Genomic DNA, 25,443 nt, shown 5'->3' with positions numbered 1-25,443 from the left:
GGCTGGGTATGAAGCAACTTCCAGGCCCCCAGGGCCTCTATCACCCGTCCAATGAGCACGACTCCTGTGGAGTCGCATTTGTTGTCGACATGCATGGTCGCCGCAGCAGGGACATCGTCGAAAAGGCGATCACCGCTCTGGTCAACCTCGAGCATCGCGGCGCTGCCGGATCCGAACCCAACACGGGTGACGGTGCGGGCATTCTGCTGCAGGTTCCCGACAAGTTCTTCCGAGCTGTCGTGGACTTCGCGCTGCCCGCCGAAGGCGCGTACGCAACCGGTATCGCATTCCTCCCGCAGGGCGATGCCGATGCACACGAGGCTGCTGCTGCAGTCGAGAAGATCGTCGTCGAAGAGGGCCTGAAGGTTCTCGGCTGGCGCGAGGTCGGAACCGACGACTCCTCGCTGGGCGCACTGGCGCGCGACGCGATGCCGACGTTCCGTCAGATCTTCATCGGCTCCGAGGGTGACAAGTACACCGGCATGGATCTCGAGCGTCGTGCATACGTGGTGCGTAAGCGCACCGAGCACGAACTCGGATCCGAAGGCGCCGGCAAAGGTGGCCCGGGTAGCGAGACCGTGTACTTCCCCAGCCTGTCCGGCCAGACGTTCGTCTACAAGGGCATGCTCACCACCCCGCAGCTCAAGGGTTTCTACCTCGATCTGCAGGACGATCGTGTCGAGAGCGCACTGGGCCTGGTCCACTCGCGTTTCTCCACCAACACGTTCCCGTCGTGGCCGCTGGCGCACCCGTTCCGCCGGGTCGCTCACAACGGTGAGATCAACACCGTCACCGGCAACGAGAACTGGATGCGCGCTCGCGAGTCCCTGATCGACAGTGACGTCTTCGGTGGCCGCGAGAACCTGGACAAGATCTTCCCGATCTGCACCCAGGGCGCCAGCGACACCGCTCGTTTCGACGAGGTGCTCGAGATGCTGCACCTCGCCGGCCGCAGCCTGCCGCACGCAGTTCTCATGATGATCCCGGAAGCCTGGGAGAAGCACGAGAGCATGGACCCCGCTCGTCGGGCGTTCTACGAGTACCACTCGGCTCTCATGGAGCCCTGGGACGGACCGGCGTCGGTGTGCTTCACCGACGGCACCGTCATCGGCGCCGTGCTGGACCGCAACGGTCTGCGTCCGTCGCGTCTGTGGATCACCGAAGACGGCCTCGTCGTCATGGCGTCGGAGGTCGGCGTTCTGCCGATCGATCCGTCCACCGTTGTCCGCAAGGTCCGCCTCCAGCCCGGCCGCATGTTCCTCGTGGACACCGCGCAGGGCCGGGTCATCAGCGACGAGGAACTGAAGAACGAACTCGCTGCCGAGCACCCGTACCAGCAGTGGATCGACGAAGGTCTGATCCACATGGACGACCTGCCGGACCGTCCGTACACGTACATGTCGCACGAGCGCGTCGTCCTGCGTCAGCAGCTCTTCGGTTTCACCAACGAAGAGGTCAACCTGCTGGTCAAGCCGATGGCTCTCTCCGGTGCCGAGGCACTGGGCTCGATGGGTACCGACACTCCGATCGCCGTGCTCTCGTCACGTCCCCGGATGCTGTTCGACTACTTCTCGCAGCTCTTCGCTCAGGTCACCAACCCGCCTCTCGACGCGATCCGTGAAGAGGTTGTCACCAGCCTCGGCGCGACCATCGGCCCCGAGGGTGACCTGCTGCACCCGAATGCGGACTCCTGCAAGCAGATTGCGCTCCCGCAGCCGATCCTGCACAACGACGACCTGTCGAAGCTCGTTCACGTCAACGACGACGGCGAATTCCCGGGCTTCCGCAGCGTCGTGATCCGCGGCCTGTACCCCGTCAAGGAAGGCGGCGACGGTATCCGTCGTGCGCTCGAGGGCATCAAGTACCAGGTCTCGCAGGCAATCGAGGGTGGCGCACGCATCGTCGTGCTCTCGGACCGTGAGTCCACCGAGGACTACGCGCCGATCCCGTCGCTGCTCCTCACCTCGGCCGTGCACCACCACCTGGTTCGTGAGAAGTCGCGCACCAAGGTCGGCCTCATCGTCGAGGCCGGCGACGCCCGCGAGGTGCACCACATGGCGCTCCTCATCGGCTTCGGTGCCGCAGCGGTCAACCCGTACATGGCTTTCGAGACCATCGACGAGTTCCTGCAGAACGGCGAGCTCGAGGGTCTGACCCTCGAGAAGGGCATCGCGAACTACATCAAGGCAGCCGGCAAGGGTGTCCTGAAGGTGATGTCCAAGATGGGCATCTCGACGCTCGCGTCGTACACCGGTGCTCAGTTGTTCCAGGTCATCGGCCTCTCGCAGGAGCTGACGGACGAGTACTTCACCGGTCTGCAGTCGCAGCTCGGTGGCATCGGCCTCGACCAGATCGCAGCCGACGTCCAGGCACGTCACGCCGTCGCATACCTCGATCGCCCCGAAGAGCGCGCTCACCGCGAGCTCGAGGTCGGCGGCGAGTACCAGTGGCGTCGTGAAGGCGAGTACCACCTGTTCAACCCGGACACCGTCTTCAAGCTCCAGCACGCAACTCGCACAGGTCAGTACGAGGTGTTCAAGGAGTACACGACCATGGTCAACGACCAGTCGGAGCGCCTTGCCGCTCTGCGTGGTCTGTTCGACTTCAACATCGGCAAGCGGCCGTCGATCTCGATCGACGAGGTCGAGCCGGCCAGCGAGATCGTCAAGCGTTTCTCGACGGGTGCGATGAGCTACGGCTCCATCTCCGCCGAGGCTCACGAGACTCTCGCCATCGCGATGAACCGTCTGGGCGCCCGCTCCAACTCCGGTGAGGGCGGCGAACATCCGTCGCGCTTCACGCCGGACGAGAACGGCGATCTGCGTCGCAGTGCCATCAAGCAGGTCGCGTCGGGACGCTTCGGTGTCACCTCGCACTACCTGAGCAACTGCACCGACATCCAGATCAAGATGGCGCAGGGAGCCAAGCCCGGTGAGGGCGGCCAGCTTCCGGCTCACAAGGTGTACCCGTGGGTGGCCGAGGTTCGGCACTCCACGCCTGGCGTCGGGCTGATTTCGCCGCCGCCGCACCACGACATCTACTCGATCGAGGATCTCGCTCAGCTGATCCACGACCTGAAGAACGCCAACCCGCAGGCCCGCATCCACGTGAAGCTGGTCTCCGAGGTCGGCGTCGGAACGGTCGCGGCCGGTGTCTCCAAGGCACATGCCGACGTCGTTCTGATCTCCGGTCACGACGGTGGCACCGGTGCCACCCCGCTGACCTCCGTCAAGCATGCGGGCGCACCGTGGGAACTCGGCCTCGCCGAGACCCAGCAGACGTTGCTGCTCAACGGTCTCCGTGACCGCATCGTCGTGCAGGTCGACGGCCAGCTCAAGACGGGTCGCGACGTCGTCGTCGCTGCCCTGCTCGGCGGCGAGGAGTTCGGTTTCGCCACCGCACCGCTGGTTGTCTCGGGCTGCATCATGATGCGCGTCTGCCACCTCGACACCTGCCCCGTCGGTGTCGCGACGCAGAACCCGTTGCTGCGTCAGCGTTTCAGTGGCAAGCCGGAATTCGTCGAGAACTTCTTCATGTTCATCGCCGAAGAGGTTCGCGAGCTTCTCGCGGAACTCGGTTTCCGCACGCTGCTCGAAGCCGTCGGCCAGGTCGACATGCTGGACACCACGCGCGCTCTCGATCACTGGAAGGGAAGCAAGGCAGGCAATCTCGATCTGTCGCCGATCCTCACCCAGGTCGAGTCCGCGTTCATGGACCAGGACGTCCACTGCACCGGCACGCAGGACCACGGTCTCGACAAGGCACTCGATCAGCAGTTGATCGTTTCGGCCCGCAACGCACTCGACAAGGGTGAGGCGGTCTCCTTCGAGTCCGCGATCACCAACGTCAACCGCACGGTCGGCACCATGCTCGGCCACGAGGTCACCAAGGCGTTCGGTGGAGAGGGCTTGCCCGACGGCACCATCGACATCACGTTCACCGGTTCCGCCGGTAACAGCTTCGGTGCTTTCGTGCCCAGCGGTATGACCTTGCGCCTGCACGGCGACGCCAACGACTTCGTCGGCAAGGGCCTCTCGGGTGGACGTATCGTCGTACGCCCGCCGCTCGATGCAGCGGAAGGCTTTGTCGCCGAGGACAACATCATCGGTGGCAACGTCATCCTGTTCGGCGCCACCAGCGGCGAGGCTCTGCTTCGCGGTGTCGTCGGCGAACGCTTCGCAGTCCGTAACTCCGGCGCCACTGCCGTCGTCGAGGGTGTGGGCGATCATGGTTGCGAGTACATGACGGGTGGAAAGGTGGTCATCCTCGGAGCCACCGGACGTAACTTCGGCGCCGGCATGTCCGGTGGCGTCGCGTACATCTACAACCCCGACAAGGCATTCGAGAAGAACCTCAACACCGAACTGGTGGACCTCGAGGATCTTTCGGGCGACGACTTCACCTGGTTGAAGGGCGCCATCGAACGTCATCGCGACGAAACCGGCTCCGAGGTTGCAACGCGCATCCTCGCTGACTGGTCGCAGCAGGTGGGTCACTTCGCAAAGGTGATGCCCCGCGACTACAAGAAGGTTCTTTTGGCCATCGCGGCCGCAGAGAAGGATGGCAAGAACGTGGACGAGGCAGTTATGGAGGCAGCTCGTGGGTGATCCAAGCGGCTTCCTGAAGCACACGTCGCGCGAACTTCCGGTTCGCCGGCCGGTGCCGTTGCGCCTGCTCGACTGGAAAGAGGTCTACGAGGAGTTCCCGAAGGAAACCCTCAAGACCCAGGCCAGCCGTTGCATGGACTGCGGAATTCCTTTCTGCCACAACGGTTGCCCTCTCGGAAACTTGATTCCCGAGTGGAACGACCTGGTCTACAAGGACCACTGGCACGACGCCATCGAGCGTCTGCACGCGACCAACAACTTCCCGGAGTTCACCGGTCGTCTGTGCCCCGCACCCTGTGAGGCGTCCTGTGTCCTGGGCATCAACCAGGATCCGGTCACCATCAAGCAGGTCGAGGTCGAGATCATCGACAAGGCCTTCGACGAAGGGTGGGTCAAGCCGGTTCGCGCCGCGCACGCCACCAACAAGAAGGTTGCGGTTGTCGGCAGTGGTCCGGCCGGTCTGGCTGCAGCGCAGCAGCTGACCCGCGCCGGTCACGCAGTGACGGTCTTCGAGCGGGCAGACCGCATCGGCGGCCTGCTGCGCTACGGCATCCCCGAGTTCAAGATGGAGAAGCGGCACATCGACCGCCGTCTCGAGCAGATGGAAGCCGAAGGCACCGTCTTCAAGACCAACGTCAATGTCGGCGTGGACATCACCGCGGACGAGCTGCGTGAGCAGTTCGACGCAGTGGTTCTGGCCGGCGGCGCCACGGCAGCTCGCGATCTTCCGATCCCGGGCCGCGAACTGGACGGCATCCACCAGGCGATGGAGTTCCTGCCGATCGCCAACCGCGTGCAGTTGGGTGACCTCGACGCTCCCACCATCACCGCTGAGGGCAAGAAGGTTGTCATCATCGGCGGCGGCGACACCGGAGCGGACTGCCTCGGCACCTCGCACCGTCAGGGTGCGGCCAGCGTCCACCAGTTCGAGATCATGCCGCGTCCGCCGGAGACTCGCGCCGAGCAGACTCCGTGGCCGACGTACCCGCTCATGTTCCGCGTGGCTTCGGCTCACGAGGAGGGCGGCGAGCGTCTGTTCTCCGTCAACACCGAGAACTTCGTCGGTGAAAACGGCAAGGTCACCGGTCTCAAGGCTCACGAGGTCGAGATGAAGTCGGGTCGCTTCGAGAAGGTCGAGGGCTCGGACTTCGAGCTCGAAGCCGATCTCGTGCTCCTGGCCATGGGCTTCGTCGGTCCCGAGAAGCCGGGTCTGCTCACCGATCTCGGTGTCGACTTGAACGAGCGCGGCAACGTCGCCCGCACGTCCAAGTGGAACACCAACGTCGACGGCGTGTTCGTGGCCGGCGACATGGGCCGCGGTCAGTCCCTGATCGTCTGGGCCATCGCCGAGGGACGTTCCGCAGCAGCCGCTGTGGACACCTACCTCGAGGGTGTCACGGCCCTTCCGTCACCGATCCACCCGACAGCGGCTCCGCAGCGCTAGAGGCTCTCACAAAGCCGCACCCCACCGCATTCGGTGGGGTGCGGCTTTGTTTCTGCAAGCAATTCGCACGATCTGTAACAAACCTTCATCAATCGTGCATCGGACAGACACAACGCCCAGACAGTATGATTCCGGAGCACCGATAGTGGTGTACGGGTTGCTGAAGGTAAATCAGGGGAGTTTCATGCGTGCGAGGCGTCTCGTTGCGGTGTTGTCGGCACTTGCTGCGGCAGTAGTGGTACCGGTTGTCAGTGCTCCCGTGGCGTCGGCTGATCCCTGCCCCAGCCTGTACGTCGTGGCCATCCCGGGAACCTGGGAGCCCTCGGGCACCAGGCCCGGCGCCGGCATGCTCGCTCCGGTGACCAACGGGCTTCCGGGCTCCGTACGCACCGATTACGTCACCTACTCGGCGACGGCCTTCCCCTGGGAATCCAACGTCTACGCCAAGTCGAAGCAGCAGGCTGTCGACAATGCCCGCGGCATGATCGGTGCCATGGCTGCCTCGTGCGGTGACACTCGCTTCGCGATCGTCGGATACAGCCAGGGTGCCGACGCGGCAGGCGATCTCGCCGCCGAGATCGGAACCGGCATCGGCGTTGTTCCCCCGACTCGCGTCGAGGGCGTCGGTTTGCTGTCCGATCCCCGTCGTTCCGAGTCCGACGTCCTGATCGGCCCCGCTGTCGGCGGTAACGGTGCCAGCGGCCCTCGCATCGGTGGATTCGGTTGGCTGTCAGGCAAAACGGTGACGCTGTGCGCGGTCGGTGACCTGTACTGCTCGACGCCGAAGGACGATTTCGTGATGCGTCTGGCCGGATTCATGGCTCAGGCGTCCGATCCCACTCCGGCCAGTGCGCTCGCGCTTCGCGACGAGGCCGCCGTGATCGTCAATGATCTGATCACCGCAGGCGGTCTCCCCGCTTTGATGGCCCAGCTCGATCCGGGCGCGAACTCGCGGCGCATCGATCAGTTGGTCGACTTCTACGGCTCGCAGGTCCACACCGACTACACGCGTTACGTCGTTGACGGCGCAGGCAATTCGGCTACATCCTGGCTGCACGGCTGGTTGGCCGGCAAGGCCTGATCAGCAGTACGTCTGCTCCGCCGTGTCGACGTAGATCTCGGCAATGCGCTGCGAGGACATCGGCGTGATCTGTGAGTACACCTCGCCGACGGAGTTGAACTCCGCCAGCACTTCGGACCGAGGCATACCGTCAGCGAGAGCCTTGCAGGTGCCGTCGGCGTAGAGGATCTCTGCGGAATCCATTCCGGCGGGAGGGATCCCGGCCAGACGCAGAGCGGCGATGTACCGCTGCCCCTTCTCGCCGGCGTTCGCGACGATCTCTTCCGGTGACCGGGCGTCGATCGGTGAGTTTGCCGGTGGCGCCACCGGCAGCGTTACCGGTGGGGGCGTCGATTCGACGACGCTCGGCGCGGCTTCCGGAGTTGCGGCGGGTGGGCTGGTCGCCAGCGCCGACAGGGACTCGGGGGCAGCTGAACTCGACGTTGCCGCGATCGACGTGCTGGTGGCAGCAGATGTGGATTCCGCTGCGTCGCTGTCGGATTGGCTGCTGCAGCCGCTGAGGATTAGGCCCGCTGCCGCGACGCAGAGGACCAGTCTGTTCGTGTTCATCACCCGTGAGTGTTACATACCGTACCGCTTATTTTGTCCGTTTTAAGGAAACTCCCTTTTGCCCTGTTTTTAAGTCGAAGTCCTGTGATATACATCTTTTCAGTTGTTACTTGTGAGTAGGAGCACACCGCGAAGACCTTGTCGGCGGCGGTCGAAACACAAGCAATGACTGCGAGTTTCGTCCCCCATCACATAAACGGCAGGGAGAAATCAGTGCAGAAATCTCACAAGAACGGCAACCGACGTCTCGGCACGCGCGTGGCCGTCATTGCAGGTACCGCAGGTGCGGTCCTCGCGTTCGCGGCGCCGATGGCCTCGGCTCAGGATCCGGTCGACAATTCGATACCCGGTGCCGCAGTGTGTCCGGCTACTGCCGAATCCTGTGTGTCGGTTGTGGTTCAGAGCGGAACCTTCGACAACAACGGCTTCAACCTCCCGATCGGAAAAGGCGACATGATCATCGCCGCCGAGGCCGGCTCCGGTGAAGGTGAGTCCACCGTTCTTCTCCCGCGCGACGACGGACACCACGGTGTCTACTCCAAGCCGTTGACCGTTCCGGGTGGAGTCCTCGGAATCGACCTGCCGTTCGGCAATCTGTTCGGCCTCGCCGCAGTCACCGCCGAGGTGGAGGCGACCGCTGCCCCGACCCTCAACGGCATCATCACCGACATGGATCTGAGCATCCCGGTGCGGATGAAGATCAACAACGCGTTCCTCGGTGACAACTGCTACCTGGGCTCCGCGGCTGCGCCGGTGAATCTTCGTCTCGCGCCTGACCCGTCGGTGGTACCGACCTACACGGTGCTCCCGGACAATGCACTGAAGGTGAGCCCGGTCGGGAACCAGGCCACCGGCTTCGCGCTGCCCGCCGCCAGTGGTTGCGGACCGTTCGGAGTGCTGAACCCGATCGTCAACTGGCGAGCAAAGGTACCGGCCACGTCGGGAACCTCGCTCAGCACGATCTCCGACGCCTACCTGTACCCGGGCGGCCTCACCGGTAGCGATCCTCTCGACGATCTCGGTGGCGGAACAGGATCCAGCGGTTCCAGTGGCTCGAGCGGTTCGTCCGGAAGCTCCGGTTCCTGAAAACTCGGATGCCTTGAAGCAGCGGTGGTGACGGAATGTCACCACCGCTGCGGCGTCCGACCTGTAATAACCTGTGCCTCAGGGTGGGCGAAGGCGGACTCCATCAGGAGGACCTGCGCGGCCACGAAATCACAGGGGAGTCCTCAAACATGTTTCGAGACAGCGTTCTTGCGAGTCCGGTCCTGCGCCGGGGTGTGACAGCACTGGCAGTTGCGGCCGCGGCCACGATGTTTGTCGGTACTGCGGCAACGGCGGAGCCGGCGGCAGTCGTCGGTGAGGTGTCCGCGGACTCCATCGCGGCAGCCCGTGCACAGGCCATCGGAACGACGGTCACCGTCGTGGGAACCGCGACTACGCCGTCGGGAGTCTTCGAATCCAGCTTCTACGACAAGGGCTTTGGTCTCCAGAGCGGAAATTCGGGCATCTACATCAGCGATCCGAACAACTCCGGGATTGCTCTCGGCGATCAGGTTCAGGTCACCGGAGTCCTCGCGGATCAGGAAGGCCTGCTCGTCGTCCGCCCGACTGCCGTCGAGGTAATCGGCACGACCTCCCAGATCAGCCCGGCGCGACTGCCCCTCAATGCGATCGGTGAGGGTAGCGAAGGTCGTCTCGTGACGGTGTCCGGAATCGTGAGCGGACCCGTCGTCGACGATCTGCCGTACGGTCACAAGATCCTGGTCTCGGGCGCCGAGGGAAACACCGTCATCTTCGTCAACACACAGACCGGAATCGACCTCGATGCCGTCGCCGTCGGACGCCCGATCACCGTCACCGGTTTCAGTGGCCAGTACGCCAGCACCTACGAGGTTCTTCCCCGCTCGGAAGCCGATGTGCAGCAGGGTTTCACGGGCAGCCTGAGTTTCGGAAGCTGACCTAGATCTCGAACCGAGCTCCGACGCGCATCGACCCGGGAGACAACCGGCTGATCGTGCGTCCGAGCTTGGCTTCGACGGTCACGGGTACGACGGCCTTGTTTGTGCGAACCGCTTTCACGATGGCACTGGCGACTCGGTCAGGCGTGAAGTTGCGCTTGCGGTAGAAGTTGTCGACCTTGGTCTGGTTCTCGAGCTGCTCCTCGGCGGTGGTCCCGGCGAACTCGGTGGTCTTGAGGATGTTCGTGTGAACGAGGCCGGGGCAGATGGTGCTGACGCCGATGCCGTGTGGAAGCAGCTCTGCCCGTAGGCAATCCGAGAGCATGAATACCGCTGCTTTGCTTGTCGAATACGCGGTGAGGGCCTTCTGTGGTGTGTACGCGGCGGCCGAGGACAGATTGACGACGTGCCCTCCTGTTCCCCGGTCGATCATCATCGGGGTAAATGCCCGGCAGCCGTAGACAACTCCCCAGAAGTTGATGTCCATGACGCGCTCGAACTGGCGCTGCTCGGTGTCGGCGAACGTTCCCGAGAACCCGATTCCGGCGTTGTTGACGACGATGTCCGGTACGCCGTGATGTGCCGCGACGGTCTCCGCGAACCGAATCACGGCCTGTTCGTCGGACACGTCCACCTGATAGGCGTGGGCACCGCCACCGAACACTGCTTCGGCGCCGCCGGCTTGCGAAGGGATGTTTACAAGTGCCGCAGTGTCCTGCGCGCTTTCGAGATTGATGTCGGAGACCACGACGATAGCTCCCTGGGCGGCGAAGGCGAGGGCCGTTTCACGCCCGATGCCGCTGCCCGCACCGGTGATCACCACCAGCGTGCCGGTGAGATCGCGCAGTCGACGCTGCAACTTCGTTCCGCGTCGCCAGCCGGTGACGTCCTTCAGTAGCCCCATTGGTTGCCCTTTTCGTGTGTACGTTTGTGGCGTGTGTCTCTAGCTGACTTCCCCTCTGCGAAAGGTATCCGATGAGCGAGCTTCGTGTAGTTGCAACCATCCCGGCCAAGTCCGGTTCCGAGGACGACGTCCGATCGGCTCTGACAACTCTCGCGGAGGCGAGTCGGTCCGAGGACGGCTGTGTGTCGTACGAGTTGTTCGAGTCAGCGGCTGCGCCCGGCACGTTCGTCACGATCGAAACTTGGCGCGGGCAGGAGGAGTTGGACGCTCACATGCAGTCCCCGCATCTACAGGCCGCGCTGGCCGCTGCCGGACCACTTCTCGACGGCGCTCCGGCGATTCATCCGTTGAAAGGCGCCTGAATCAGAATGAATTCCTGACCTTCGCTAAGGGTCTGACCTGCGAATGTCGCTCGAAAACTGACCAATCGTCGCGCTTCATTCCACTGAGCGGGACCTGCGACTAATACCTGTGCCTTAAGTCACAAACTGTCTCGACAATGCTTCACATCACAGTTTCTGACCTGGAGGTTTTGAATGAGTCGCAGTTCTCGGCGCGGTCACCGCAAGGTTGCCGCCGTCGCGCTGGCAGTCTCCGCCGGCCTGTTCGTCTCGTCGTGCGCTGACAGCGGGAACGGGGGTGGGAGCGGCGACGCACCGGACTCCGGTTCGGGATTGTCCATCGGCCCGGTCAACGAGCAGTCCGGCGAGGGCGATCCGGTCAAGGGCGGCACCCTCACGTTCAGCGGGTACTCCGCCGTCACCAATCTCGATCCGGCGAAGACTCAGATCGCCGGTTCGGTCGCCGGTTCGGAGTTGGGCGCGATCTACGACACGCTCCTGCGGTACGACCCGGCGTCCAAGGAATTCGTTCCGAAGCTCGCAGAGTCGATGGAGCCGAGTTCCGACTTCAAGACGTGGACCCTGGAACTGCGTGACGGTGTGAAGTTCAGCGACGGGACGCCGGTGGATTCGGCGGCCGTCTCGGCGAGCCTCAATCGCTACGTCACCAACAAGGGACCGCAGTCGAGTCTGTACGCGTCGAAGGTCGCGTCGGTCGACACTCCGGATCCGTCGACGGTCGTCTTCAATCTCGTCGACCCGTGGACCGGTATCGAGTCACTGCTCTCGACGGGCCCCGGCATGATCGTCGCGCCGAGCGCCCAGCAAGGTGATCAGTTCACCCCGATCGGCGCGGGTGCCTTCACCCTCGAGAAGTTCGCTCCCAACGAGGAATTGATCCTCGACGCTCGGGAGGACTACTTCGACGGTGCCCCGAACGTGGACAAGCTGCGGTTGATCAGCATTGTCGGTTCGCAGTCCACCACCGAATCGCTCAAGAGCGGCGGCACGGACGTCGCATACATGCGTTCGCTACCGAACGTGCTGGATCTGATCGACTCCGGCTACCCGGGCTTCGTCGACATTCCGTCGCTGTCGTACCTGTCGCTGGTCAACACGGCACCCGGTCGTCCCGGTGCCGACGTGCGCATCCGTCAGGCATTGGCGCTCGCAACCGATCCCGTCGCACTCGACAACCGACTCAACGAGGGCAAGGGTCTGCCCGGACAGGTCATCTTCCAGGACACCTCCCGCTGGCATAACGACGTCGCTCCGATCGGCGTCGACACCGCCAAGGCGAAGCAGCTTCTCGACGAGGCCAAGGCCGACGGTTACGACGGCAAGATCACATACCTGACGCTGCAGGAGAATTCGGCGCAGGCGATGGCTCTCGCACTGCAGTCGATGGCCAACGCCGTCGGATTCGATTTCCAGATCGAGTACGTCAACTCGGTTGCCGACGTCGTCAAGCGTTTGTACGCCGACCGCGACTTCGACATGGCAACAGGTTCCGCCAGCCTCGCGGAAGCCGATCCTTTCGAGCGTCTGTACTCCAATCTCAAGTCGGGTGGACGGAACAACGCCACGAGCTTCTCCGACCCCGAGATGGATACGCTGCTCGATCAATTGGGTGTCGCGACGTCGACCGACTCGAAGATCGAGGTGCTCGCCAAGATCCAGGAGCGCGCCAACGAGGTTGTGCCGTGGCAGGTTTACGGCAACACCCCGTGGCTCGGTGTGTGGGGACAGAGCGTCCACGGCATTCAGCAGAGCCTGGACGGAATCATGTTCTTCGACAAGGCCTGGAAGAACTGAAGGCTTCTGAAGAACTGAAGAACTTAAGAACTGACTGGACCCGAGAAGCGTCCCTGCGGGGACGCTTCTCGGCATCAGAGAGTGTGATCGATCAAGAAGTGAGATCGAGGGCGGCGCGGACGATGCTGTCGGAGTCGAGGCCGTGGTACCGGTAGACGTCCTCGAGCGAACCGACCTGACCGAACCGGCTCACTCCGAGCGCAGCACCCGGAACGTTGTTGATTCCCGTCAGGAACGCGAGGGTGTGCGGGTGCCCGTCGAGAACGGTGACCATCGGCGCGGACCGGCTGCTCGGAAAGACCTGATCCAGGATCCACGACGGACCGTCCGCGAGACCGCGCCGCGATTGGAGCGCTTCGAAGAGCAAGCCGGGGCTGGTCACGCACACGACGTCGGCGGAAATACCTTGCTCGCCCAGTCTTTCGGCTGCGACCAGTGTTTCGGTGACGGTGGCACCCATGCCGACCAGGGTGACGGCCGGATCAGGGTTGTGCCGCAGTGTGTATGCCCCGGCCACCACCTGACGTCGACGGCGTTCTCGCGCAGCCGGATCGGTCGGTACCGCGGCCAGGGCCTGATCGACCGGACGGGTCGACAGGCGCAGATACGACGAGCTGCCGTCCGGGCGACCGAGGCGTCCGATGCTGTCGAGGAGCGTCCACTCCACGTCGACGGCGAATGCCGGTTCGAAACTGGTGCAACCCGGCTGTTCCAGTCCGATGGACGGGGTCTTGATCGACTGGTGCGCACCACCTTCGGCGGCCAAGGTGACGCCCGACGGAGTGCCGACCATGATCGACTGCCCTCCGGCGTAGATGCCGTACGACCACGGTTCGAGAGCCCGCTCGATGAAGGGGTCGTACATCACCCCGATGGGGAAGAGTGGCTGGCCCCAACGACTCCAGGTTGCACCGAGTTCGCCCATCAGTCCGACCAGGTTGGTCTCGGCGATGCCGAGTTCCATGTGCTGACCGGTGGGCTTCTCACGCCAGTGCATGATCGTTTCGGCGTCGTCGGCAAACCAGTTGTGCCGCTCGTCGGGGGACCACACGCCGACCTTGTTCAGCCAGCCTGCGAGGTTGGTGGTGGAACTGACGTCCGGGCTCAGTGTGACAACACGTTTCGCGGCGTCCGGCGCTTCGCGGCTCAGGTCGAGTAGTACCCGGCCCAGAGCTGCCTGAGTGGTGGACGTGCCGGAGGGCGTACGGCCGATGTCTTTCGGAACAGCCGGGGGCACCAGATGCTCCACCTTCGGGCGAGCCAGGCACCCAGCGGTTTCGGCGCAGATGCGGCCGGACGGGCTGTCGGTCTCGAACCGTTCCCAGGGCTTCGACGGATCCATGCCGAGTTCCGACGCCAGGTGCTCGAACTGCTCGGTGGTGAGCAGCGACGAGTGGTTCTGCGGATGACCCTGCGTCGGCAGACCCCGACCCTTGATCGTGTACGCGATGATCACGGTGGGACGGGTGTCGTCGATCTGTGCGTACGCCTCTCGCAGAGCGTCGAGGTCGTGGCCACCGAGATTGCGGATGGCCTCGAGCACCGTGGCGTCGTCGAGGTCGTCGATCAGCGCCGTGATCGCGTCGGCGTCCGCCGCGTCGCCGGGCAGTCTCAGACGTACCTCGTCGGCCGTGCATCGCAGCAGACGCTGATACTCCGGATTCGGCATGTCCAGGATTCGTTCGCGCAACGCGGTGCCGCCCGGCCGGGTGAACAGTGATTCCAGCAGCGCACCGAACTTCACGGTGATGACCTGCCAACCGGCACCCGAGAACATGCGCTCCAGGCGGGTTGCCGCGATGTTCGGCACCACCCGGTCGAGTGATTGGCGGTTGAGGTCGACTATCCACACGATCTCACCCAGTTCGGCAACCGAATGATCGAGAACTGCTTCCCACACAGCGCCCTCGTCGAGTTCGGCGTCACCGACCAGGGAGTACTGACGCCCGGTTCCGGCGCCGCCGAGGGAGGCGTCGACGTATCGGCGAGCGATGGCGCCCCAGATGGGAGCCGTCGCGCCGATACCCACCGAACCGGTCGAATAATCCACCGGATCAGGATCTTTCGATCGACTCGGGTAGCTCTGCAGGCCCCCGAATTCGCGCAGAGTCGTCAGGTAGGACTCGTCGAGTTCGCCGAGCAGATAGTTGATGCCGTGGAGCACCGGCGCCGCATGCGGCTTGACGGAAACCCGGTCGCCGGAACGAAGTTGGCCGAACCACAGGGACGTCATGATCGAGACCATCGACGCGCACGAGGCCTGATGGCCGCCGACCTTGAGCCCGCTGGGATTCGGACGGACACGGTTGGCGTGATGGATCATCGCGGTCGACAACCACAGAACGCGCTTCTCGATCTCCGCCAGTGACTCGGGAGCGTTCTGGTCGATGTTGGGGCTGTTCACGGCCGGTCCTGCCTTCAGTAGTGGACATCGATCACCGCACCGCCTGTACCCCAGATCGTGGGGCCGACGATGTGGTTGTGATGTTTGGCAGGACTTCCTGAGGCCGAACCGTTCGGTGCGGCAAAGTCCAGCCGCACCTGTCGATCTGTTGTGCAGATTCTGCGTCAAAGTCCATCATCGGCATACAGATTGAGCAATAGCTACCCGGTGGATTGAGCAATGTGCGCAACACCGAGGGCTGTGCGCCGTGACAGGTGGGCACTATGCGCAGTGCACCGCCAGTCGCGCGCGGTCAGTCCATCAGGTCGTGGACGTAGCACCAGCGCCAGGATTCGCCGGGCTCGTGTGAGCGCATGACCGGGTGCCCGGTTTCGCGGTAGTGGTTGGTGGCGTGCTGATGAGGGCTGGAATCGCAGCATCCGACGTGGCCGCAGGACAGGCACATGCGCAGGTGAGACCAGTTATCCTCGCCCAACTCGGCGCACTCCTGGCAGACGCCGGGCGTAAGCGCCGCCGGGTCCGTTTCGGGCGCATTGGTTAGTTCCTCGCAACCGGTGGGAGCGGGTGCGGGCTGCTGTGTGCGAGCTGCTGCTCGCTTCAGGATTTTCTTCATCGCCTTCCATACTGCATGCTGCCAGGGTGAACGGCATATTACTGGGGGTTGTAGTAGCGGCGTTGCTGGTGGCGGCGGTCGCGCGAAGGTTCGGGCTGTCTTCGCCGCTGATCCTCGTCCTGGTCGGTTTGATCGCCTGTCAGATACCGGGTGTTCCGGAATTGGAACTCGATCCCGACCTCGTCCTGTTCGTCGTGTTGCCTCCACTTCTGTACTCGGCAGCACTGGACAGTTCATACCTGGCTTTGCGCTCGAATCTGCGTCCGATCGGATTTCTCGCGGTGGGGCTTCCCCTGGCGACGACGGCTGCGGTGGGCTTTGTCGCCTACCTGATCGTGCCGGAGTTCTCGATAGCGGCTGCTCTGGTTCTCGGCGCCATCGTGGCGCCGCCGGACGCGGTGTCCGCGAGCGCAATCGGACGCAAGCTCGGCCTGCCGCGCCGGATCATGACCCTGCTGGGCGGGGAGAGCCTGCTCAACGACGCCACCGCTCTGACGGCGTACAAGGTCGCTCTCGCGGCTGCCGTCGGTACGGGTGCGACGCTGATCGGCGGCTTCGAGACCTTCCTCGTCGCGGCGGTCGGTGGAACGGTGATCGGCCTCGCGGTGGGGTTCGTCATCTCGAAGGTTCGCGGCAAGCTCCAGGATCCGGTGATGGAGAGCGGAATCGGATTGGTGGTGCCGTTCTTCACCTACCTGGCTGCGGAAGAGGTCCACGCGTCGGGCGTCATCGCGGTCGTCGTAGCCGGATTGTTCCTCGGCCAGCGCTCCACCCGTGCGAGTTATGCGACGCGTTTGCAGGACACGGCAGTGTGGAGGGCCGTCGACCTGATCCTGGAGTCGTTCGTCTTCCTGTTGATCGGTCTCCAATTGCCCAGTGTCGTCAACGGATTGCAGGGGTACAGCACTTCGATCGTCGTCTGGGCGTCGGTTGCCGTTCTCGTGACCGTCGTGGTGGTCCGAATCGCCTGGGTGTTCCCGTTCACGTACGTACCGCGCTGGCTGTCGCCGCGTATTCGAGCGCGAGAGCCGGAGATTTCGGCGCGGGCGGTGTTCGTCGTGTCGTGGGCCGGTATGCGAGGGGTCGTGTCGCTGGCAGCTGCCTTCGCCATTCCGCTGACGGTCAACAGTGGGGAGGACTTCCCGGGGCGGTCGCTGATCCTCTTCCTGACGTTTGTCGTCGTGGTCGGCACGCTGTTGCTGCACGGCCTGACGTTGCCGTGGGTGATCCGTGTCCTCGGCGTGCAGGGGGACGAAGAGCAGTCCGACGCACGCGCCGAGGCGGCAGCCCAGGACAAGGCTGCACGGGCCGCTGCGGCGCGGCTGGACGAATTGGTCGGAGCCGACGCCGACGACGTCCCTCAGGTCCGCAATCGTGCCGCGGACATCTTGCGAAGCTGGAACACCCACCGCGCGAACTCGGCGTGGGAGCGACTGGGACGCAGCGACGAGGATCTGGGGGAGAGCCCGTCGAACGCCTTCCGCTCGCTGCGCCTCGAGATGATCGATGCCGAGCGAGGCGTCTTCATCGCCGAACGCGATGCCGGCCGGATCGACGACGAGGTCCTCCGGAAGGTACTTCGCGAGCTCGATCTCGAGGAAGCGACGCTCGACCGGGACTAGACCGGCTGGTCTGCTGTCCACGAAGGTAACCGCTGGCCAGGGTCGGTTTACCTGACTGTTGAGGCCTGCAACTTAACCGATTCCACTGAGCGAGACTCGATCCAATTTTCTGTGCCTCCCATCACAGACTGTTTCGTGTTCAACATCACGTCACGGTCTTACCCCGCCTTGGAGGCATTCGAATGAGTCGTAGTTCCCGCCGCGGAAGTCGCAGATTGGCTGCGGCTGCGCTGGCGATCACCGCAAGTATGTTCCTGGCGTCGTGCGCCGACAACGGCTCGAGCAATGGCGGCGGCGAATCCGCTGATTCCGGTTCCTCGCTGAAGATCGGCATGGTCAACGAGCAGGCCGATCCCGGCACTCCCACCAAGGGCGGCACGCTGACGTTCAGCGGTTACTCGGCGGTCACGACTCTCGATCCCGCGAAGGCTCAGGTTGCCGGCGCCACCGGTGGCAGCGAGCTCAGCGCCATCTACGACGTGCTCATGCGTTACGACCCGATCGGGCAGAAGTTCGAGCCCAAGCTCGCTCAGTCGCTCGAAGCGAGTTCGGACAGCAAGACCTGGACGCTGAAGCTCCGCGACGGTGTGAAGTTCAGCGATGGCACAGCTCTCGACTCGAAGGCCGTCGCCGACAGCATCAACCGCTACGTCACCAACAAGGGACCTCAGTCGAGCCTGTGGGCTTCCAAGGTTGCCTCGATCGACACCCCCGACGCGACGACCGTAGTCTTCAACCTCGTTGATCCGTGGACAGGCATCCAGTCGATGCTCGCCACCGGACCCGGCATGATCGTCGCCCCGAGCGCCCAGCAGGGTGACCAGTTCACCCCGATCGGCGCCGGCGCCTTCACCCTCGAGAAGTTCGCTCCCAACGAGGAACTGCTGTTGGCTGCTCGCCCCGACTACTACGACGGCGCACCGAACATCGACAAGCTCAAGCTGATCAGCATCGTCGGCGCTCAGCCCACCGCCGAAGCACTCAAGACGGGCGGCATCGACGCCGCGTACATGCGTACGCTCACCCCGATCCTGGATCTGATCGAGTCGGGTTACCCCGGCTTCGTCGACATCCCGTCGCTCGGTTACATCGCCAACGTGAACATGGCCCCGGGCCGCCCGGGCTCGGATGTCCGTGTCCGCCAGGCGATGGCGCTGGCCGTCGATCCGGAGACGCTCAACACCCGCGTCAACAACGGCAAGGGACTGCCCGGCCAGGAGATCTTCCAGGACACCTCGCGCTGGCACAACGACGTCGCACCGATCGGCGTCGATCCCGCCAAGGCGAAGGAACTGCTCGATCAGGCCAAGGCCGACGGCTACGACGGAAAGATCACCTTCCTCTCCATCCAGGAACCGTCCGCACAGGCGACGGCTCTGGCCATCCAGGCGATGCTCAACGCAGTCGGCTTCGACGCTCAGATCGAATACGTCACCGGTGCAGGTGATCTGGTCAAGCGGATGTACGCCGATCACGACTACGACATGAGCACCGCAGCACTGAGCCTCGCCGAGGCCGATCCCTACGAGCGTCTGTACACGGGCATCAAGTCCGGTGGCCGTAACAACGCGACCGGCTACTCCGACGCCGAAATGGATGCTCTCCTGGACAAGTTGGGCGTCGCAACCACCGACGAGGACAAGAAGGCAGTCCTGGCCCAGATCCAGGAACGCGCCAACGAAACCGTCCCGTGGCAGGTGTGGGGCAACGTCGCCGCACTCGACGTGTGGAACCAGAACGTTCACGGACTCGAGCAGAGCCTCGACGGAATCGTGCTCTTCGACGGAGCTTGGAAGTCCTAGAGAGCCTGAAGTTCACAGCCGGCCCCGCGCCCGTATTGCAGCGGATCGGGGCCGGCTGCGAACGAAGAAATGAAATCAGAGGAACTGCTGTGTATTGCGAGCTCGCTGTCCGAAGGAGACGAAATCGATGAACATCGGCGCAATAGGTAAGAAATTGGGCCAGCTCGTCATTGTGATCCTGATCGTCAGCTTCGGAACCTTCGTGCTGGCATCACTGATCCCCGGCGATCCCGCTGTCTCCGTTCTCGGTGAAGGCCGAACGCCTGCCGAGTACGAGGAAGTTCGGCAGCAGCTCGGACTCAACGATCCACTCCTGGTTCGCTATTGGGACTGGCTGACCAGCGCTCTCCAGGGCGACCTCGGCAACTCGCTCGTTCCCCCGCAGCAGGACGTCCTCACCGCGATCAGTTCCGCTCTCCCCGTCAGCGTTCAGTTGGCAGTGATGGGTCTGGTCATCGCACTGGTCGTCGCAGTTCCGCTCGCACTCTGGTCGGCGCACCACGAAGGCGGCGTCATCGACCGCGTCATCAGCGCCGCGACATTCGGTGTTCTTTCCGTCCCGAGCTTCCTCGCCGGTCTGTTGCTGATCATGGTCACCGTCAACTGGCTCGGCTGGTTCCCGCGATCACAGTGGGTGCGCATCGGCGACAGCCTGTCCGGAAACCTCTCACACGCAATACTTCCCGCGATCACCATCAGCCTCCTCGAGATGGCGATGTTCACTCGCGTTCTCCGATCCGACCTGGTGACGACGCTCCGTGAGGATTACATCCTCGCGTCGAAGGCCAAGGGAATGCCCACGCTGCGAGTGCTTTTCAGCGACGCGCTTCGCCCGTCGTCGTTCTCGCTCATCACGATGATGGGTCTGGCTCTCGGCGGCATGATCGGCAGCACCGTGATCGTCGAGACGCTCTTCTCGTTGCCCGGAATGGGCACGCTCATCGTCCGCGCAGCGCAGCAGGGTGATTCGCCGATGCTGCTGGGCGCGGTGGTCGTGATCGCGGTCATCTACGTCCTCGTCAACAGTGCGATCGATGTTCTGTACACCTATCTTGACCCGAGGAGTCGTCGTGTCCATGTCTGAAGTGACGCCAGACGGAGCGGCCCCGTCGCCGGCCCCGTCCGAGGTGATGACATACCGGCAGCAGACAGTCCTGCTGGCTCCCGGTCCCGTCGAGACGCTGGAACAGCCCAAGAATCTGGTCCTGATCGGATCGATTCTCACAGTGGTCGGCGTTGCGCTGCTCGGCACCGCACTCTTCGGTTCAGCGATCATGATGACCGTCCGCATCGTGCTCGCGCTCGTTGCCCTGGTTTTCCTCTTCAAGGGGCTCGGCAAACTCGGTACGTCCAAGTGGGGCAGTCAGTTCGATCTCTCGTACTGGTTGGCGTGCATCTGGCTGGTCGCGCTGATCCTGGCCGCGATCTTCGCGCCGCTGCTGCCGCTCGGTGAGTACAAGGACACGGTCAAGACCTTGGCCGAGCCGGGCTTCGCATCGCCGAGCCTGCTCTCCGATCATCCGTTGGGTACCAACAACTTCGGTCTCGACCTGCTTGCCCGCGCCCTGTTCGGTGCTCGCGCCTCCTTGACTGTCGCCATCTGCGCCGTGCTGATCGGCATGATCATCGGTGGCACCATCGGCGTCATGGCCGGCTATTTCCGTGGCAAGGTCGACGCCGTGGTCGGAATCCTGACCAACTCGCTGCTGGCCATTCCTTCTCTGGTGCTGCTCATCGCACTGGCCGCGGTGCTCACGTCGAACCTGCGCAACATCACCCTCGCACTGTCGATTCTCTGCATTCCCAGCATGGTTCGAATCGCCAGGGCAAACACCATCGTCGTAGCCCAACGCGAGTTCGTGCTTGCCGCGAGAGCCATGGGCGCCACCAAATGGCGCGTCATCTGGCGCGAGCTGGTTCCCAACGTCCTCGTTCCCGTCGCCGCGCTCGGCCTGGTGGCCGTTTCCGGCCTGATCGTCGCGGAAGCATCACTGAGCTTCCTCGGACTCGGTATCGCACAACCTGATCCGACCTGGGGCAACATGATTGCGGAAGGTCAGGGCGGGATCGTGGAGAAGCATCCGTTCATCGTCCTGGTACCAGGCGTCTTCCTCTTCCTTACGGTGTTCTCCTTCAACCTCATCGGCGAGAAGTATCGGAGTAAGCTGTGACCACTTCAGCTCAGAACGGCGTTCCGCTGCTGCAGGCGGACAACATCAGAACCGTATTCGCCACTCCCCGTGGCCAGTTGCGAGCAGTCGACGGTGTCTCGATCCACGTCTCCGCCGGCGAAACTCTCGGCATCGTGGGTGAATCCGGTTCCGGCAAGTCGGTTCTCGGGCGCACTATCATGGGACTGCTCCAGAAGGGCCCGGCTCTCGACATCAGCGGGACGGTGACGTTTGCCGGCCGCGACATGTCGACGATGAAGAAGTCGGAGATGAAGCACTTCTGGGGACCCGAGATCGCCATGGTCTTCCAGGATCCGATGACCTCGCTCAATCCGTTCAAGCGCATCGGTACCCACATCACCGAATCCTTGAAGTTCCACCTGGGTCTGAAGAAGGACGCGGCCCGCGATCGCGCAGCGGAACTCCTGTCGATGGTGGGTATCCCCGAGCCCAAGCGTCGGCTCGACCAGTACCCCCACGAACTTTCGGGAGGTATGCGACAGCGCGTGGTCATCGCGATGGCGCTGGCTTGCGAGCCGAAACTGCTGATCGCCGACGAGCCGACCACCGCTCTCGACGTGACGGTGCAGAAGCAGATTCTCGATCTGCTCGCCTCACTCAACGACAAGCTCAACATGGCCGTCATTCTGATCAGCCACGACCTCGGTGTGGTCTCGGGTCGATCGGACCGTGTTGCGGTCATGTACGCCGGTTCCGTCGTGGAAACGTCGGCGACCGAAGAGTTGTTCACTCGTCCTCGCCACCCGTACACCGAAGCGCTGATGGCCGCGATTCCGCGACTCGAGTCACCGCCGCACACAGTGCTGCAGACAATTCCGGGCGGTCTCCCGGACATGACGAAGCCGATCACCGGCTGCCGCTTCGCCGCCCGCTGCCGTTACGCCCAGGACGACTGCCTGACCGGCGACCCGGCCCTGGCTCCCGGCGGACCGGGGGACAACACAACCGAAAGCCACACGTTCGCGTGCCACTACCCGGTCGACACCCCCGAAGGCACAACGGCATTGGTCGCCAACGAGAAGGCCGGCACTACCGCAGCGGGCCTGACGCTCGCGGTGAAGGAGATGGTCTGATGACTGCAGCAACCGATACCAGGAAGCCCGAGACGGTGGACGCGGCCCTGACGGTCGAGGACTTGGTCGTCGAATTCAACGTCGGCAAGGGCCAGACCGTTCACGCCGTGTCCGGAATCAGCTTCACCGTCGCGCCGGGCGAAACCTTGGGCGTGGTCGGTGAATCCGGCTGTGGCAAGTCCACGGCGGGCCGGGCGATCATGCAGTTGCCCTCACCGACGTCGGGCTCGATCCGCCTCGGAGAGACGGAAATGACGGCACTGGGCGCGGAAGAATTGCGTCGCAGCCGCACTCAGTTGCAGATGATCTTTCAGGATCCCATCTCCTCCCTGAATCCCCGTCGCAAGGTCAAGGCTCTCATCACCGAGGGTCCGTCGATCTGGGGTGGAAAAGACAAGGCCGCCATCGAAGCTCGGGCGCGCGAGGTTCTTGCCGAGGTCGGGCTGGACCCGGACATGGTGTGGGATCGAACCCCACGCGAACTCTCGGGTGGTCAGTGCCAGCGCGTGTGCATCGCCCGCGCATTGATGCTCGACCCCAAGGTCCTGATCTGTGACGAGCCGGTCTCGAGCCTCGACGTGTCCGTGCAGGCGCAGATTCTGAACCTGCTCGAGGATGCGAAGAAGCGTCACGGGCTGTCTTTGCTGTTCATCGCGCACAACATGGCCGTAGTGAAGAACATCAGTGACCGCGTGATGATCATGTACTTGGGCCGCGTCTGCGAAATCGTTCCCGCAGAAGACATGCAGAACCGCGCGCTGCACCCGTACACGCAGCTACTGCTGGCGTCGATTCCCGATCCCGACGCCACCGTCACCGCGGCGCAGAACGTCGAGCAGAAGGTCATCGAACTGCCCTCGCCGCTCAATCCGCCCAGTGGCTGCCGCTTCCGCACGCGGTGCCCGCTGGCTACTGATCTCTGCGCCGAGGAAGTTCCCGAGCTGCGTCTCGTCGAGGGCGGCCATCAGGTGGCGTGCCACCACGTGTGACTACACGCGAAGCATGTTGCGTACGTGACCGGTTTCGTTGATCGACCCGACCCTGCGGCTTCCGTTTCGCGACACGAGAATGCGCGTGACGGACACGTACTCGATCGGGAAGGTCAACGGGCGCTCCAGTCCGAGCAGTTCCTGCAGAACGATGTTGACGACGCCGCCGTGGCAGAAGATCGCCACGGTGGCGTCGTTGTCCGTTGCCGCGACTATCTCGTCGATCGCACCGAGGACTCGCGCACGAAAGGCGTCGCCGTCCACCGACTCGGGGAGCCAGCCGGCTTTGATGCGCGCATAGGTTTCCGGCGCCCGCTCCAGGACCTCGTGCATCGGGATGTAGTGCGGCTGCTCGTAGTCGTATTCCGCCAGACCCTCGCGCTGGGTGACCGGAAGGCCCAATATCTGCGCTACCGGGGCTGCGGTCTCGAGTGCGCGCTTTTGCGGGCTGCTGAAGAGTCCGGTGATCCGGTACGGCGCCAGTGCTGCGGGCAGCCGTAGTGCCTGGGCACGACCCTCGTCGGTCAGCGAGGGATCTGCGCGGCCTTCGGTGACCTCGGCCAGTTCGGGGAGAGCGTGTCGGATCAGGAGTAGTTGCACCTACGTCACCTTGCCATGTACAGATCGAACGCCACCACGAGGTTTCGGCCGTCGCGTTTTGCCTGGTACATCGCGTTGTCGGCGATATCGAGCAGAGTCTCCATGCCCGGCATCGCGCGATCGGCCCAGGCGACGCCGATACTGACCGTTCCCGCGAAACCGCGAATGGATCGCGCGTGGGCCTCTTGCGCCTCTCTGATGCGCTCCGCGAGCTGGATGGCTTCCTCGAAGGTGCAGTCGGCGGCGGCGACGGCAAATTCTTCACCACCCAGTCGGCCGGAGAGTCCCAGCCCTTCGGTAGCGGCGAGGAGGGTGTTTCCGAACTGTTCGAGGACCGAATCGCCGGTGAGGTGGCCGAGGTTGTCGTTGATCGATTTGAAGTGGTCGAGATCGAGCATCATGACGGCGATTGGTCGTTGCGCCGCGTGCTGGGCGTCGAGGAGTTCCTGCGATTGGGTCCAGAACGCGTGGCGACTCAGCGTTCCGGTGAGGGCGTCGCATTCGGCGATGCGTTGGAGTTCTCGCTCAGCGCGCCGCTGTGCGCCAGTGGCGACGGCTACGGCGATGGGGGAGAGTGCCATCAAGATGACGGAGATCCGGGTGGTCACCCCCTCACTGAGTAGGTGCACCGGATCTGCCAGTGCCAGACGTCCCTTACCCGCCATGACCAGTGCCCACGCGCTCCATCCGGCTGCCAGGAGCGAAGTGCTGAACAGTGAGACACGCATTGCGCACCACAGGAGCGCCGGCATCGGCAGCAGCAGCGCAAGGGCTCCCTGGACCTCCAGGGCGAGTGGCAGACAGGCCAGGAGAGCGGCCAGAGGTGCCAGGATCTGTGCGAGCCGCCTCAAGCGCAGACTCTGCCGCACGGACGGCCCGCAGGTTCTTCGAATGTGTGCGAGCGTCGGTGCCGACAGGACGATCGGCAGCACGATCAGATACGTACACAGGTCGGCGAAGAACCACCCCACCAATTCCGTTGCCGCACCGCTTCCTTCGTGGAGTTGAGTGCGTAGTGCGCTGGCGGACCCAGCCGTGAACGACGCCAGAACCGAGATGAGGAAGATTCTGGCCGTGTACTTCGTCTCGGAAATTCGCCGCGGAAAGCAGCCGAGCAAGTTCGCGGCGATCAATCCCGTCGTGACGCCGACCAGATTGATCGCATTCAGTTCGAAGGCCCTCTGCACGGGGCTTCCGGTCGCAAGATCCGCCGTCAGCAGCGCTGCGCCGCCGACAGCGAGTCCGATCGGCGCAAACGAGCGCGGGTTACGGAGGAGAATGCCCAGAAGGATCGCGTTGGCGGGCCAGAAGGTCGACAGAAAACCGGGCGGACGGGCGGCGATGCCCGCCAGGGCGACAACGAGGATCGCCACGAAAATCAGGCACGAGCGCACCCGACGTGTCGAACGGTCCATGGTCAGCCTGTCGTAGAAAGCAGAAGCTGTC

At 63.7% G+C, this 25,443-nt stretch carries 19 protein-coding genes; 13 read left to right on the top strand and 6 right to left on the bottom strand.

Translation table 11 applies throughout. The features are described from left to right. The first annotated feature begins 8 nt into the window (after positions 1-8). The 3 genes from gltB to G4D79_RS05005 all read left to right on the top strand — a co-directional run bounded on the left by gltB (position 9) and on the right by G4D79_RS05005 (position 7,132). Positions 9-4,607, top strand: a complete 4,599-nt coding sequence (gene gltB / locus G4D79_RS05015; RefSeq protein WP_031332633.1) for a glutamate synthase large subunit — start codon at positions 9-11, stop codon at positions 4,605-4,607. Beyond that, on the top strand, positions 4,600-6,051 hold the full coding sequence (locus tag G4D79_RS05010; protein WP_003943594.1) for a glutamate synthase subunit beta: 1,452 nt from the start codon (positions 4,600-4,602) through the stop codon (positions 6,049-6,051). Before gltB ends, G4D79_RS05010 begins: the two co-directional genes overlap by 8 nt. 184 nt (positions 6,052-6,235) lie before the next feature. Further along, on the top strand, positions 6,236-7,132 hold the full coding sequence (locus G4D79_RS05005; protein ID WP_007735797.1) for a cutinase family protein: 897 nt from the start codon (positions 6,236-6,238) through the stop codon (positions 7,130-7,132). On the opposite strand, the gene G4D79_RS05000 is transcribed toward G4D79_RS05005, so the two are convergent. Further along, entirely contained in the window at positions 7,133-7,681 is a 549-nt protein-coding gene (locus G4D79_RS05000) for a DUF732 domain-containing protein (RefSeq protein ID WP_099696873.1), read from the bottom strand. Positions 7,682-7,894: 213 nt separating this feature from the next. Between G4D79_RS05000 and G4D79_RS04995 the strand changes: the two genes are divergently transcribed. Beyond that, the gene (locus G4D79_RS04995; RefSeq protein WP_003943530.1) at positions 7,895-8,767 is read left to right on the top strand and encodes a hypothetical protein; all 873 of its coding nucleotides are present in this window, start codon (positions 7,895-7,897) and stop codon (positions 8,765-8,767) included. Between the two features lie 149 nt (positions 8,768-8,916). After that, complete coding sequence (locus G4D79_RS04990; RefSeq protein WP_042453658.1) at positions 8,917-9,642, top strand: hypothetical protein; 726 nt, start codon at positions 8,917-8,919, stop codon at positions 9,640-9,642. 1 nt (position 9,643) lies between these two features. Here G4D79_RS04990 and G4D79_RS04985 read toward each other — a convergent pair whose 3' ends face one another. After that, positions 9,644-10,546, bottom strand: coding sequence for an SDR family NAD(P)-dependent oxidoreductase (locus G4D79_RS04985; protein WP_003943614.1), 903 nt, complete (start codon positions 10,544-10,546; stop codon positions 9,644-9,646). Between the two features lie 71 nt (positions 10,547-10,617). Here G4D79_RS04985 and G4D79_RS04980 point away from each other — a divergent pair, with 71 nt between their 5' ends. Next, complete coding sequence (locus G4D79_RS04980) at positions 10,618-10,908, top strand: putative quinol monooxygenase (RefSeq protein WP_003943546.1); 291 nt, start codon at positions 10,618-10,620, stop codon at positions 10,906-10,908. 174 nt (positions 10,909-11,082) lie between these two features. Next, positions 11,083-12,702: an ABC transporter substrate-binding protein gene (locus G4D79_RS04975; RefSeq protein ID WP_099696872.1), complete on the top strand. Its 1,620-nt coding sequence runs from the start codon at positions 11,083-11,085 to the stop codon at positions 12,700-12,702. Positions 12,703-12,793: 91 nt separating this feature from the next. On the opposite strand, the gene G4D79_RS04970 is transcribed toward G4D79_RS04975, so the two are convergent. Beyond that, complete coding sequence (locus G4D79_RS04970) at positions 12,794-15,106, bottom strand: pyruvate dehydrogenase (RefSeq protein WP_099696871.1); 2,313 nt, start codon at positions 15,104-15,106, stop codon at positions 12,794-12,796. 292 nt (positions 15,107-15,398) lie between these two features. Continuing rightward, a complete protein-coding gene (locus tag G4D79_RS04965) occupies positions 15,399-15,719 on the bottom strand; it encodes a UBP-type zinc finger domain-containing protein (RefSeq protein WP_003943615.1) in 321 nt (106 codons plus the stop codon). Positions 15,720-15,745: 26 nt separating this feature from the next. On the opposite strand from G4D79_RS04965, the gene G4D79_RS04960 reads away from it, so the two are divergent. From G4D79_RS04960 to G4D79_RS04935, 6 genes are all read left to right on the top strand, one after another. Beyond that, positions 15,746-17,341 (top strand): Na+/H+ antiporter, encoded by a 1,596-nt coding sequence (locus G4D79_RS04960; protein ID WP_030536674.1) that lies wholly within the window; start codon positions 15,746-15,748, stop codon positions 17,339-17,341. Positions 17,342-17,523: 182 nt separating this feature from the next. Continuing rightward, positions 17,524-19,143 carry an ABC transporter substrate-binding protein gene (locus tag G4D79_RS04955; protein ID WP_003943605.1) on the top strand — a complete coding sequence of 540 codons (1,620 nt, stop codon included), beginning with the start codon at positions 17,524-17,526 and terminating at the stop codon, positions 19,141-19,143. Positions 19,144-19,270: 127 nt separating this feature from the next. After that, positions 19,271-20,227 carry an ABC transporter permease gene (locus G4D79_RS04950; protein ID WP_003943571.1) on the top strand — a complete coding sequence of 319 codons (957 nt, stop codon included), beginning with the start codon at positions 19,271-19,273 and terminating at the stop codon, positions 20,225-20,227. Beyond that, positions 20,220-21,314 (top strand): ABC transporter permease, encoded by a 1,095-nt coding sequence (locus G4D79_RS04945; RefSeq protein WP_007735813.1) that lies wholly within the window; start codon positions 20,220-20,222, stop codon positions 21,312-21,314. Before G4D79_RS04950 ends, G4D79_RS04945 begins: the two co-directional genes overlap by 8 nt. Next, a complete protein-coding gene (locus G4D79_RS04940) occupies positions 21,311-22,408 on the top strand; it encodes an ABC transporter ATP-binding protein (protein WP_099696870.1) in 1,098 nt (365 codons plus the stop codon). The genes G4D79_RS04945 and G4D79_RS04940 overlap by 4 nt, the downstream gene beginning before the upstream one ends. Further along, a complete protein-coding gene (locus G4D79_RS04935; RefSeq protein ID WP_064442916.1) occupies positions 22,408-23,397 on the top strand; it encodes an ABC transporter ATP-binding protein in 990 nt (329 codons plus the stop codon). The genes G4D79_RS04940 and G4D79_RS04935 overlap by 1 nt, the downstream gene beginning before the upstream one ends. Here G4D79_RS04935 and G4D79_RS04930 read toward each other — a convergent pair whose 3' ends face one another. Together G4D79_RS04930 and G4D79_RS04925 are read right to left on the bottom strand one after the other, a co-directional pair. Next, a complete protein-coding gene (locus G4D79_RS04930) occupies positions 23,398-23,997 on the bottom strand; it encodes a histidine phosphatase family protein (protein ID WP_003943544.1) in 600 nt (199 codons plus the stop codon). A 5-nt stretch (positions 23,998-24,002) separates the two neighbouring features. Further along, positions 24,003-25,412, bottom strand: coding sequence for a diguanylate cyclase (locus G4D79_RS04925; RefSeq protein WP_099696869.1), 1,410 nt, complete (start codon positions 25,410-25,412; stop codon positions 24,003-24,005). Positions 25,413-25,443: the final 31 nt, after the last annotated feature.

Origin of the sequence: Rhodococcus sp. WY5 (assembly GCF_018588185.1) — a bacterium.
GTDB lineage: Bacteria > Actinomycetota > Actinomycetes > Mycobacteriales > Mycobacteriaceae > Rhodococcus_F > Rhodococcus_F qingshengii.
This window is presented reverse-complemented; position numbering and strand designations above follow the sequence as displayed.